At 63.6% G+C, this 12,600-nt stretch carries 9 protein-coding genes; 5 read left to right on the top strand and 4 right to left on the bottom strand.

Features of this window, described 5'->3' with window-relative positions; translation table 11 throughout:
• Positions 1–21: 21 nt before the first annotated feature.
• Positions 22–1,857, bottom strand: coding sequence for a gamma-glutamyltransferase (ggt, locus tag ACLBXN_RS20245; RefSeq protein WP_447613335.1), 1,836 nt, complete (start codon positions 1,855–1,857; stop codon positions 22–24).
• A 325-nt stretch (positions 1,858–2,182) separates the two neighbouring features.
• Here ggt and uraH point away from each other — a divergent pair, with 325 nt between their 5' ends.
• Positions 2,183–2,533 carry a hydroxyisourate hydrolase gene (gene uraH / locus ACLBXN_RS20240; RefSeq protein WP_003070903.1) on the top strand — a complete coding sequence of 117 codons (351 nt, stop codon included), beginning with the start codon at positions 2,183–2,185 and terminating at the stop codon, positions 2,531–2,533.
• 135 nt (positions 2,534–2,668) lie between these two features.
• On the opposite strand, the gene ACLBXN_RS20235 is transcribed toward uraH, so the two are convergent.
• Positions 2,669–3,058 carry a DoxX family protein gene (locus tag ACLBXN_RS20235; RefSeq protein ID WP_003052449.1) on the bottom strand — a complete coding sequence of 130 codons (390 nt, stop codon included), beginning with the start codon at positions 3,056–3,058 and terminating at the stop codon, positions 2,669–2,671.
• Between the two features lie 326 nt (positions 3,059–3,384).
• On the opposite strand from ACLBXN_RS20235, the gene ACLBXN_RS20230 reads away from it, so the two are divergent.
• Positions 3,385–3,969 carry a BPSL1445 family SYLF domain-containing lipoprotein gene (locus ACLBXN_RS20230; RefSeq protein ID WP_043374513.1) on the top strand — a complete coding sequence of 195 codons (585 nt, stop codon included), beginning with the start codon at positions 3,385–3,387 and terminating at the stop codon, positions 3,967–3,969.
• 67 nt (positions 3,970–4,036) lie between these two features.
• On the opposite strand, the gene ACLBXN_RS20225 is transcribed toward ACLBXN_RS20230, so the two are convergent.
• Together ACLBXN_RS20225 and ACLBXN_RS20220 are read right to left on the bottom strand one after the other, a co-directional pair.
• Positions 4,037–5,395 carry a sensor histidine kinase gene (locus ACLBXN_RS20225; RefSeq protein ID WP_447613334.1) on the bottom strand — a complete coding sequence of 453 codons (1,359 nt, stop codon included), beginning with the start codon at positions 5,393–5,395 and terminating at the stop codon, positions 4,037–4,039.
• Positions 5,388–6,083, bottom strand: coding sequence for a response regulator (locus ACLBXN_RS20220; RefSeq protein ID WP_447613333.1), 696 nt, complete (start codon positions 6,081–6,083; stop codon positions 5,388–5,390). The genes ACLBXN_RS20225 and ACLBXN_RS20220 overlap by 8 nt, the downstream gene beginning before the upstream one ends.
• A 404-nt stretch (positions 6,084–6,487) precedes the next feature.
• On the opposite strand from ACLBXN_RS20220, the gene ACLBXN_RS20215 reads away from it, so the two are divergent.
• From ACLBXN_RS20215 to ACLBXN_RS20205, 3 genes are all read left to right on the top strand, one after another.
• The gene (locus tag ACLBXN_RS20215) at positions 6,488–7,981 is read left to right on the top strand and encodes an efflux transporter outer membrane subunit (RefSeq protein WP_447613332.1); all 1,494 of its coding nucleotides are present in this window, start codon (positions 6,488–6,490) and stop codon (positions 7,979–7,981) included.
• Positions 7,982–8,093: 112 nt separating this feature from the next.
• Positions 8,094–9,371, top strand: a complete 1,278-nt coding sequence (locus ACLBXN_RS20210; RefSeq protein ID WP_447613331.1) for an efflux RND transporter periplasmic adaptor subunit — start codon at positions 8,094–8,096, stop codon at positions 9,369–9,371.
• Positions 9,372–9,374: 3 nt separating this feature from the next.
• The gene (locus ACLBXN_RS20205) at positions 9,375–12,527 is read left to right on the top strand and encodes an efflux RND transporter permease subunit (RefSeq protein ID WP_447613330.1); all 3,153 of its coding nucleotides are present in this window, start codon (positions 9,375–9,377) and stop codon (positions 12,525–12,527) included.
• Positions 12,528–12,600 lie beyond the last annotated feature (73 nt).

Below are 12,600 nucleotides of genomic sequence, written 5' to 3'. Positions count from 1 at the left end.
GCGCTTCTTTTTTGTTCAGCGTCAGAACCCCATGGTTTTTCCATCGGGATTGCGCGGGTCCGAAGCACCGCGCAGCAGGCCGTCACGGACCTCGATGGTCTGCGAGCGGCCCATGGATGCCTTCAGTGCCACCTTGTGGCCCCACTGCCTGAGCAGGGCCAGCGTATCGGGGCTGAAGCCTTTTTCAACGCGCAGCTCGTCAGGCGTCCACTGGTGATGAAAGCGCGGCGCGGACGCTGCCTCGGCCGGGTTCATGCCGAAGTCGATGTGATTGACGATCTGCTGCAGCACCGTGGTGATGATGCGCGCTCCGCCCGGACTGCCGGTGACGAGGACCGGCTTGCCGTCCTTGAGCACCAGGGTCGGCGTCATCGACGACAGCGGCCGCTTGCCGGCCTGCACGGCATTCGCATCGCCGCCCACCAGACCATAGGCGTTGGCCACACCGGGCTTGGCCGAGAAATCGTCCATCTCGTTGTTGAGCAGAATGCCCGTGCCCCTGGCGACGATGCCGCTGCCGAAATTGGTGTTCAGCGTATAGGTCACGGCCACGGCATTGCCGGCCTTGTCCACCACGGAGTAGTGGGTGGTCTGGTCGCTTTCATAGGCCTGGGGCCGGCCGGGCCGGATGTCCTGGCTGGGCCTGGCCTGCTGGGGCTTGATGCCCGCAGCCAGCTCGCCGGCATAGTTCTTGGAGATCAGTCCCTTGAGCGGAATCTTCACGAAGTCCGGATCGCCCAGGTATTCCGAGCGGTCGGCATAGGCGAGCTTCATGGCCTCGGTCATGTAGTGCACGCTTTGCGCACTGTTGGCGCCCCATTGACTCATGGGCCAGCGCTCCATCATGTGCAGAATCTGAATCAGATGTGCGCCGCCCGAGGAGGGCGGGGGCATGGTCACGATCTGGTAGCCACGGTAGCTGCCGCGCACGGGCTCGCGCTCGGCCACCTTGTAATCGCGCAGGTCCTGCAGGGTGATGGCATTGGCATGCGGTGCCATTTCAGCAGCGATCTTCTGCGCGATCGCTCCCTGATAGAAGGCCTTGGCGCCCTGCTGGCTGATCAGGCGCAGGGACTGCGCCAGATCCTTTTGCACCAGCCGCTCGCCGGTTTGCAGCGGCGTGCCGTTCTTCCAGAAAACGGCCTGTGTGGCCGGCCAGCGGCCCATCTGCTTTTTTTCCTGCTCCAGGGTCTTGGCCAGGGTGACGCTGACGGGATAGCCCTTGTCCGCCAGCGCAATCGCCGGTGCCATGACCCTGGCCAGCGGCATGCTGCCCCAGCGCGAGAGCGCGTGCGTCATGCCCGCCACGGTGCCGGGCACGCCCACGGCGTAGTGGGTGTGGAGCGATTTGCCGTCTATGACCTTGCCATCGGCATCCAGGTACATGGTGCGTGACGCGCCCCTGGGGGCCACTTCGCGGAAGTCCAGCGCAATGTCCTTGCCGCTCTTTGCATCGTGCACCATCATGAAGCCGCCGCCGCCGATATTGCCGGCATTGGGCAGGGCCACGGCCAGGGCAAAACCCACGGCCACGGCGGCATCGACGGCATTGCCGCCCGCCTTGAGAATGTCCACGCCGATCTGCGTGGCCAGCTCCTGCTCCGAGGCCACCATGCCGTTCTTGGCGATGACGGGGTGAAAGACATCCAGATCGAAATCGTAGGCGGCAGCGGCAGCCTGGGCGGCGGCAGTCTGGGTGACGGCTGGCGCTGCGGCCTGGGCCTTGGCATCGTTGCCGCTGGCCTGGGCCGTGCCGTCCTTGCGGGCGGCCTCCGGTGCTGCGGTGCTGCTGCAGGCGCTCAGGCCGGTCAGAGCAATGAGCAGGCTGGCTGCCAGGGCGGTGGTGCGCAATTGCATGCGTTGTCTCCTGTTCGCTTGATGAGTCGGACCAGTGTATAGAGGCTGGAAAAGAAGCCAACCGGGCAGACCTGGCTATGTGCCTGAAAGTCAAGGCAGAAAAGCCTTTGATGGAGTACAGAAACTGTATACACTTTAGAAATCAAAGCGCAGCGCTCGCATGCGGGCAGACTTTGTGATGGCATAGATGTTTCAGGGCTTACGCAAACAGGAATGCAACAACGGCCTGCCTTCAAAGGCAGACGTCCTGCCTGAACCCGTTTTGCGCAAGTCGTGTGTTTGATACAACCAAGGGCAGTGGCAAACTGCCTGTGAGGAGATTTCCATGGGCCTGAGCACCCACGTTCTCGACACCATGAATGGCTGCCCCGCCGCAGGCATGGCCGTCGAGCTGTTTTCCACCGAAGGCGACAAGGCTACGCTGATCAAGAGCCTGGTGCTCAATCACGACGGCCGTACCGATGCACCGCTGTTCGACAACAACACGCTCAAGGTCGGCACCTATCGCCTGACCTTCGATGTTGCGGCCTACTTCAAGGCCCGTGGCGTGCAGCTGCCGGAACCCAGCTTTCTGAACAAGGTGAGCCTGGACTTCGGCGTGGCCAATGTGGAGCAGCACTACCATGTGCCTCTGCTGGTCAGCCCCTGGAGCTACTCCACTTATCGCGGCTCCTGAGCGGGACGTAAGTCTCTCGAAGCGGGAGACATGGCAAAAACAAGAGCGGCTTGCGCACGTCATTTCAAGGTTTCAGCATGAAAATGCATTGAAACCAAGAGATGATAGGCGCAAGCCGCTCCTGTTTTTAATGACTTATTTGCCTTTGGAATAGGCCATGGCCACCACCAGGGCGCTCACGAAGTAAAAAGCCTGCAACTCCAGCGCCCAGCCGCCGGTGTTGTTGAGCATCAGAATCTGCCGGGTGTGCATCAGCGCAAATGCCACCACCATATTCACCGCAATCACCAGGGCTGCCGGCACCACCCACAGGCCCACCAGCAGCAGCAAGGGGGCGACCACTTCGCCCAGATAGACCGCATAGGCCAGAAAGCCCGGCGCGCCCAGGCTCTCGATCTTGGCCTCGATGCTGCCGATGCCGTAGCGAATCTTGGCCCAGCCGTGCAGCAGCATGAGCAAGGCCAGCGTGACACGCAGCACAACCAGCGCTGCCTTGGGGTGGTGAAAATAATTCCAGAACTTCATGAACTTCCTGTCGTCCGAGCTATGGCTACATCAACAATGCTAGCGCCTATTTCAGTGTTCTCGGTTGATCGCGCTTAGATCAGGCCTGGTCCTGGCGCATGTCCTTGTTGTAGGTATTTTTCGACACCTGCGCTTGTCTTCTGTAGGCCAATGGCGCAAGCTGTAACTGCCGAGTTTTATCGGCAAGGCTGCCGACTAGCATCGAGCCAACCCTGCATCTGACAGCTTTGCATCGGGGGGATGTGCAAAAGCGAATCAATGTCGGACCGCAGGACCTTCTGCCTCTGAAATGTGTCTACACATTCATCCCATGAAAGGATATAGGTATGCGTCAAATTTCTCTGCGTTCTGTTGCGATGGCTGCCGCACTGGCTGCCGGTGCCATGACCATGACGGCCTGCACCACGACCAAGCCTGAAACCGCAGCGGCGCCCCGTGCTGATGCCACGACGATCAATACGCGTGCCAATGCAGCGCTGGAGCGTCTGTACCAGACCGCACCAGGATCCAAGGAAATGGTGCAACGCGCCAAGGGTGTGCTGATCTTCCCGTCGGTGATTGGCGGCAGCTTTGTGGTGGGGGTCGAGCATGGCCGTGGCGTGCTGCGCGTGGGCGGTCAGAACCGTGGCTTCTACAGCACCACGGCGGCTTCCATCGGCTGGCAGGCGGGTGGCCAGTCCAAGGCTGTGATCTATGTGTTCAACACACAGGAAGCGCTGGACAAGTTCCTGCATAGCGATGGCTGGTCGGTGGGCGCCGATGCCACCGTGGCCGCTGGCAGGATTGGTGCCAACGGCAGCGTGGACACCACGACTGCCCAGGCTCCCGTCACCAGCTATGTGCTGACCAATGCGGGCCTGGAGGCCGGCGTATCGCTGCAGGGCACCAAGATCACCAAGGTGGTCGAATAAGCCTTGCCGGCTTGCTGCCACAAACAACCGGCCTCGGCCGGTTTTTTGTTGTCCGCAGCCTGCCGGATCACTGCGCAAACGCGATTTCGATGCAGGTTCCCCGGCCTCGCGGATGATCAAGAATCCTCAGCACCGCACCATGCTTTGCAGCGATTTCCTTGACGATAGGCAGACCCAGGCCGCAACCATCGCCGCGACCGTCCTGGCCGCGATAGAAGCGCTCCAGCACCAGCGGCCTTTCCTGGGCGGGAATGCCGGGGCCGTCGTCGTCCACGGTCAGCAGGATGGGAGACGATTGCAGGCTCAGGGTCACCCGGCCGCCTGACTGGCCATAGCGGATGGCGTTGTCCACCAGATTGCCGATCAGCTCGCGCAGCAGCACCGCCGTGCCCAGCACCCAGACGCCATGGTCCGGTCCCTCGTAGCCCAGGTCGATGTGGCGGGCAATGGCCGTATCGGCCCAGCGTTCGAGTTCGTCGCGCGCCAGCGCGGCCAGGTCCACCGGCGTCATCGGCGTGGATTGCTCGGAGCGCGCCAGCGTCAGCAACTGGTGGGTGAGATGGCGCGCCCGCGTCACGGCGGTGAGGATATGCGTGAACGCTTCGGCCCGCCGGGCTTCGTCGGGCTCGCGCACGGCCCGCTCCGCCTGTATCTGCAAGGTCGTGAGCGGCGTGCGCAATTGATGGGCCGCGTTGGCGATGAAGCGCTGCTGCACATCCTGCGAGTTCGCCACTCTTGCGATCAGCTGATCCAGGGCGTTCAGCAGGGGCTCGAGTTCTGTCGGCACGCCCTCTGTCTTGTCCAGCGGTGCCAGCTTCTCGGGTTCGTAGCGATCCAGATTGCGCGTGAGCCGATCAATGACCTTGAGGCCGGAATCCACGGCAAGCCACACCACGACACCTGCCAGCATCAGCACCAGCGCCAGCAGTGGTACGGCATAACGCAGGATTTCCTCGATGATGGAGTCGTGCTTGCGCCGGGTCTGTGCCACCTGGATGAGGAACTCGTCGTTGGGGTATTGCAGGCGCACCGCCACGATGCGAACCTGGCGCGGGCCGATTCTGCCGTCGTAGAAATAAGGCGTGTTCAGTGCCAGGCCGCTAGGCGGCAGGGGGAAGTCGGCGTTGTGCAGCATGACGCCATGCTTGAGCGAGCGCACCTCTTCCGAGATTTCATCAATGCTGTCGAATTCGAACATCTCCTTGGCCGCCTTGGGCAGGTCGAGTATGGAGCGCTCGCCGTCATGCGTGATCTGCTGGGCCAGCGTCATGGCGGCGTCGTAAAGCCAGCGGTCATAGACGACGGAGGCGATATGCCTGGCCAGCCAGATGGTGCCCAGCGCGCCAAAGATCAGGGTCAGGGACAAGGGCCCGAACAGGCGCACCAGCAGGCGTCGGCGCAGGCTGAAGCGGGTCGACTTATTCATGGGTTTGAGAGCGGGGCTGCTGCTCCAGTCGGTAGCCCAATCCGCGCAGCATGCGAATGCCGACACCGGCGCCGGCGTCTTCCAGCTTGCGCCGCAGGCGGCTCACGAAGACCTCGATGGAGGAGGGATTGATGTCGCTGGCCCAGGTGTAGAGCGACTCGATGATCTGCTGCTTGCTGATGATGCGGCCCTGGCGCCTGAGCAGCAGCTCCAGCACCGCCATCTCGCGCGCCGTGAGCATCAGTTCCTGATCGTGCACGGTGGCGATGCGTGCCGCCGGGTCCAGCATCAGGTCGCCAAATCCCAGCGTGAGGCCAGCGCCGCTGGACGATCCGCGCCGCAGCAGCGCGCGAATGCGCGCTTCCAGCTCGCCCAGTGCGAAGGGCTTGGGCAGATAGTCGTCGCCGCCCGCGTCCAGGCCGGAGATGCGATCTTGCAGATCGTATCTGGCCGTGAGGATGATCACGGGCGCCGCGACTCCCTGTCTGCGCAGACGGCGCAGCACGCTGAGGCCGTCCTCGTCCGGCAGTCCAAGGTCGAGGATCAGCAATTCATAGGCCGTGGTTTTGCAGGCCTCTGTGGCGGCGTGGCCGGTGTGCACCGCGTCCACCGCGTAGTTGGATTGCGCAAGGCTGTTCACCAGGCCATTGGCCAGTTCCAGGTCGTCCTCTATCAAAAGCAGGCGCATGGCAAGTCATCCGGAAAGGTTCAAGAAAGCTTGGGGAAGGGCTGAATCAAGCTTCGATTGCTAGAGTCAAAAAGTCTTCCGCGATTGTCACATCGGAGAGGGAAAACAACCAATGCGGATGGTGATCGAGCATGGCGCTTCGATGGGAACAAGGCCTGTGGATTCCATGGTGTTGCTGCTTTGCGCAGACGCCTGAGCCGCGCCTGATCGGCGGTGTTCTGCTTCGAAGTCACGCAGCCTCAGGAGCTGCAGAACACCGTCTGTCCTGGGCTGGTCGGCGTTGTTGGGGGACTCTCCCGGCAGCTGCCGATCATAAGTGGGATGCAGAGTTGGCAATGGTGCCGGCCCTGTCGTAAGAACCTTTTTGTCCCAGGCCTGCGGCACTGGGAAGGAGCACTTCCAGAGTGAGCCCCATAGTATTCAGAACGATCAGCGGCCTGGCTCCAACGGGGCGGCGACTCCTCGCCTTGCCGGTCTGGGCGGTGCTGCTGACAGGCTGCGCGGTCGGCCCCGATTTCCAGCGGCCGCCACCGCCCGCCAATGCGGCGTTTACCCGCGAAGCGTTCCCGGCCGCCACCGTCGCTGCGCCCGGAAGCACCGGGCAGGCGCAGCAGTTTCTGGCAGGAGTCGATGTGCCGGATCGCTGGTGGACGCACTTCCAGTCGCCCGAGCTCGATGCCCTGGTGCAGGAGGCGCTCAAGGCCAACCCGACCGTGGCGGCGGCGCAGGCCGCGCTGCGCCAGGCTCAGGCCATGGTGAAGGCGCAGCGCGGTGCCTACCTGCCCAGGGTGCAGGCCGGATACACGCCGAGTCGCCAGAAGGATGCCGGCGAGTCGCCCTTCACCTTGCACACGGCGCAAGTGTCGGTCGGCTTCACGCCCGATGTTTTTGGCGGCAACCGGCGCGCGGTCGAGGCACTGCGTGCCTCGGCAGAAGCGCAGCGCTTTCAGCTGGAAGCCACCTATCTGACGCTGGCTGCGAATGTGGTGACGACTGCTGTCGAGCAGGCGTCGGTGCGCGATCAGATTGCCGCGACCCGGGCCATTGTGCTCGCCAATACAAGAGCGCTGGAGATTCTGCGGCGCCAGCTGGCAGTGGGCCAGGTGGCCGGGCTGGATGTCGCTCTGGTGGAAGCCGCCTTGGCGCAGAGCGAGCAGCAGCTGCCAGAGCTCGAGAAGCAGCTGGAGCAATCGCGCAACGCCCTGGCTGCGCTGATCGGTCGCTTGCCGGCCGAGGCTCCCGAGCACCAGTTCAGCATCGATTCGCTGAAGCTGCCGCAGGAGCTGCCGCTGAGTCTGCCTTCCCGGCTGGTGAAGCAGCGTCCCGATGTACGCGTGGCGGCGGCCGAGCTGCAGGCAGCCAGTGCGCAGATCGGTGTTGCCACGGCCAATATGCTGCCGCAGTTCTCGCTCACGGCTGCACGCGGCGGAGCTGCGGCCGCGTTCGGCCAGATGTTTGCGACAGGCAATCCGTTCTGGAGCATCGTTGCCGAGATGAGTCAGACGCTGTTTGCGGGCGGCACGCTGATGTATGAGCGCCAGGCAGCACAAGCAGCCTTCGATCAGTCTGCAGCGCTCTACAAGGAGGCGGTGATCGCCGCATTCCAGGATGTGTCCAACACGCTGTATGCCTTGAAGTCGGACGCCGAAGCGCTGAACGCGGCCGTGCGTACCGAGCGTGCCACGCAGCGCGCACTGATGCTGGTGCAAAAGCAACTCACCGCCGGCGAGGTGGACGCGCTGGCCCTGACGGCAAGCCAGCAGGCTTACCAGGAAGCGGTGATCGCGCGTGTACAGGCCCAGGCAGCCCGGCTGGCCGATACCGCTGCGCTCTTCCAGGCGCTTGGCGGCGGCTGGTGGAACCAGGCCAGGGCCGACACGGTGGCATCCAAGGATTAGCACCGGCACAACCGACAGAACGCGGCACGACAGCCAAGCCTCCCGGCCTCTCTTTGCCGGATGGCTGCCGTGCGGCGGATGAGAACCGATATTTCTGGAACTAGCGACTGTTATGGACAAGCATCACCACAACCCTGTTTTGCGCTTATCTCCCAAAGCCACCGTTCTGGCCATCCTGGCGTCCTGCGTGGTGCTGGGCGGCGGGGTGCTGTTGTGGCAGGGGGGAAGCAAGCGCATGCCTGCCGCAGCGGCTGCGACGCAGGCCTCTGCAGCCAAGACGCGTCAGCATCTGTTCCATCCCAGCGAAAAGCAGCGTGCAGCCTTTACCGTGCAGCAGGTGCAGAGCAGGCCGTTCCATGCCGAGGTGGTGACTGAAGGCAAGATCGCCCTGGACGAAAACCGCCTCACCCGCATTTATTCGCCATTTGGCGGACGCGTGACCGAGCTGCTGGTCAATTCCGGGGACAAGGTGCAGCGCGGGCAGAAGCTGCTATCGGTGGAAGCCTCGGACTCCATCGAGACGCAGAAAGACTTCATCGCCGCCCTGGGTGACTACCGCAAGGCCAAGTCCCAACTCGAGCTGAGCGCTGCGGTGGAGGCCCGGCTCAACGCCTTGCACAAGGACGAAGCCGCATCTAAAAAGGACTGGGATGAGGCGCGCGCAGCCCTGCTTGCCGCACAAAGCGACCTGCGCTCGGCCGAGATTGCACTGCAGGCCGTGCGCAGCCGCCTGAAGCTGCTGGGCAAGACGCCGGCCGAGATCCAGAAATTCGAGAACACCGGTGTCATCTCATCGGACGCCCCGGTCTACTCCCCCATCGGCGGCGTGGTGCTGCAACGCAATGTGGGCCCCGGCCAGTTCGTGGACGGCGGCTCGGGCGACGGCGAAGCGCCGCTGCTGATCGGCGATATCTCCAAGATCTGGCTGCTGGCCTATGTGCGCGAAAGCGATGCCGCGGCCGTTCGCCTGCAGCAGCCCGTGGACTTCACGGTGCTGACGCTGCCCGGGCAGACCTTCAATGCCAAGGTCAGCTATGTGGGCTCCGCGCTGGACGGCGACAGCCGCCGCCTGCTCGTGCGCGCCGTGGTGGACAACCGCGACGGCCTGCTCAAGCCCGAAATGTTCGCGCAGGTGCGCATCCTGACCGGAGAGACCGCGCCCAGCCTGGCCGTGCCGCGCGAGGCCGTGATCCACGAGGGCGATGCCACCCGTGTCTGGATCCTGAACGCCGACGGCAGCGCCGAGCTGCGCAGCTTCAAGGCCGGCCTGGTCAACGGAAGCTGGGTGCAGGTGCTCGAAGGACTGCAGCCCGACAACCAGGTCATCACGGCGGGCAGTCTGTTCATCGACCGCGCAGCCGCGCTGGCTTCTGCAGCAGACAACAGGTAAGCCATGATCCACGCACTCATCAAATCGGTCCTGCAGCTGCGGGGCCTGGTCATCGCCATGTTCCTGGTGTTGCTGGGAGTGGGCGTGATTGCCTTCACCCAGCTGAACATCGAGGCCTACCCGGACCCTGTGCCGCCTGCCGTGCAGGTTATTACGCAGAACGAAGGCCAGTCGGCCGAGGATATCGAACGCTACATCACCATTCCGGTCGAGACCGGGCTGACCACGGCCCAGCATTTGAGCGCCATCCGCTCTATCTCGCTGTTCGGCCTGTCCGACGTGCGCCTGCAGTTCACTTATGACCTGACATACGAGGAAGCACTGCAGAAAGTGCTGAACCTGCTGGCCCAGCTGCCGCCGCTGCAAAACGGCGTGCAGCCCGAGATCTCGCCCTGGAGCCCGATTGGCGAGGTGTACCGCTATCAGCTCGTGGGTCCTCCCGGTTACAGCGTGCTCGATCTGCGCACGCTGCAGGACTGGGTGGTCGAGCGGCGTTTTCGCGCCGTGCCTGGTGTGCTGGACGTGTCGAGCTGGGGCGGCAAGACCAAGGTCTTCGAGGTCCAGGTCGATACCAGCAAGCTGGCGGCCTTCGGCCTGACGATGTCGGAGCTGGTGGAAAAACTCAATGACAGCAATGTCAACGTGGGAGGCCAGACCGTCAACGTGGGCCAGCAGTCGGCCGTGGTGCGCGGCGTGGGCCTGATCCAGCATATCGACGACATCCGCAACACGCTGCTCACGCAGTCGAACGGCAATCCGGTGCGGGTGAGCGACATCGGCGAGGTCAAGGTCAGCCAGCTTCCGCGTCTCGGCATTGCAGGGCGTGACGACAACGACGACATCGTGCAAGGCACGGTGCTGATGCGCCGCGGCGAGAAGAGCACGCCGGTCATGGCCCGCGTGAAGGCAGAGGTGGATCGCATCAACGCATCCGACCTGCTGCCGCCGGGCGTCCGCATCGAGCGCATCTACGACCGCAGCGAGCTGATCGCAATCACCACCAGGACGGTGCTGTTCAACATTCTGTTCGGTGTGCTGCTGGTGTTCGGCGTGCAGTGGCTGTTTCTGGGCGATCTGCGCAGTGCCGTGGTGGTCGCGTCGGCCATTCCGTTCGCCTTCTTCTTTGCCATCGGCATCATGGTGCTCAGAGGCGAGTCGGCCAATCTGCTGTCGCTGGGGGCGATCGACTTCGGGTTGATCATCGATGCCACGGTGATCATCGTGGAAAACATCTTCCGGCATCTGTCGGGGCATGCGAACGACGGCGAGCATGGAGACTCGCAGGCACCGCTGGCGCCCGTGCCCGCCGGCTTTACCGGCAAGCTGGCTGCTATCTACCGCGCCTCGACCGAGGTGAGCAAGCCCATCCTGTTCGCGGCCATCATCATCCTGGCCGGCTTCCTGCCCTTGTTCACGCTCAGTGGCGTGGAAGGCCATATCTTCGGGCCCATGGCGCAAACCTATGCCTATGCACTGGCCGGCGGCCTGATCGCCACCTTCACGGTGGCCCCGGCGCTGAGCGCATTGCTGCTGTCGGAGAACGCCGAGCACCGCGAAACCTGGTTTGTGCGCAAGCTGCGCTGCATCTACCTGCCGGCGCTGCGCGCCGCCATGGCGAACAAGTTCACCACGGTGGCCGGGGCTGCCGTGCTGGTGGTGGCTTCGCTGATCGGCATCCGCGGACTGGGGCTGGAATTTCTGCCGACGCTGGAGGAAGGCAATCTGTGGGTGCGCGCCACCATGCCGTCTTCGATTTCGCTGGAGGCCGGCAATGACACGGTGAACCGCATCCGCCGCAAGATCTCTGCGCTGCCCGAGGTCGACACCGTAGTCTCGCAACAGGGTCGCACCGATGACGGCACGGACTCCAACGGCTTCTTCAACGCCGAGTTCAATGTGCCCTTGCTGGCCCGGTCGCACTGGCGTCCCGGCATGGACAAGCCTCGCCTGATCCGCGAACTGGGGGCGCAGCTGGAGGAGGAGTTCCCCGGCGTGGAGTTCAATTTCTCCCAGTACCTGCAGGACAACGTGGCCGAGTCGATTTCGGGCGTGAAGGGCGAGAACACGGTCAAGGTGTTCGGCTACGACCTGGACCAGCTCAAGGCGACTTCGGAGCAGATCAAGGAGGTGATGAGCGAGGTGCCGGGGATCACTGACCTGAGTGTGTATACGCTGCTCGGCCAGCCCACGCTCAATATCCAGGTGGACCGGCTCGCGGCGGGCCGCCATGGCCTGAGCACCGGGGAAATCAATACCGCCATCGAGGCGGCCATAGGTGGTACCGAAGCCGGCAATCTGTTCGAGCGAGGCAGCGACCGCTTCTTCCCGATCCGGGTGCGACTGGCGGCCGAGTACCGCAACGACATAGAGGCCATCAAGCGCCTGACCGTGGGCGCCAAGGATGAAGAGTCAGGTCGCGTCCATCAGATCCCCCTGAGCGAGATCGCCAAGGTGGAGCTGGTCTCGGGTCCGGCCTTCATCTACCGCGAAGGCCAGCAGCGCTACATTCCCATCAAGTTCAGCGTGCGCGACCGCGACCTGGGCGGAGCCATCCACGAGGCGCAGGAGCGCATCGCCAAACTGAACCTGCCACCGGGCTATCGGCTGGAATGGGCTGGTCAGTTCGGCAATCTGCAGGATGCCATCGACCGTCTGGCCGTGATCGTGCCGGTGACGCTGGTCCTGATTGCGCTGCTGCTGTATGCCACTTTCGCCTCGTTCACGGACACGATGCTGGGCCTGAGCGTAATTCCCATGGCCATGGTGGGCGGTGTGTTTGCGCTGTTCGTCACGGGCACGCCTTTCAGTGTCTCGGCGGCGATTGGCTTCATTGCGCTCTTTGGTATCGCGGTGATGGAGGGCATCATCCTGCTGTCGTACTTCAACCAGCTGATGGCGCGCGGGCGGGAACGCTCGGCTGCGGTGCTCGAGGCCTGCGAGGTGCGCTTCCGTCCCGTGATGATGACCTGCCTGGCTGCCGCCGTGGGGCTGCTTCCGGCAGCCTTCTCGACGGCCATCGGTTCACAGGTACAGCGCCCGCTGGCACTGGTGGTGGTCGGTGGCATCAGCATGGCGCCGCTGCTGGTGCTGATCGTCTTCCCGGTACTTATCTCGCTGTTCTCGCGCCGGGACCGCAGCGCTGAGATGGCCGGGTGATTCTCGGCGTCCTGAACCAGGAGAGCAGCCGGCGCAGCGCCGGCACTTCGGCCCGCTGTTTGAGCGGGCCGCT

It is taken from the genome of Comamonas sp. C24C (assembly GCF_053345995.1).
This window is presented reverse-complemented; position numbering and strand designations above follow the sequence as displayed.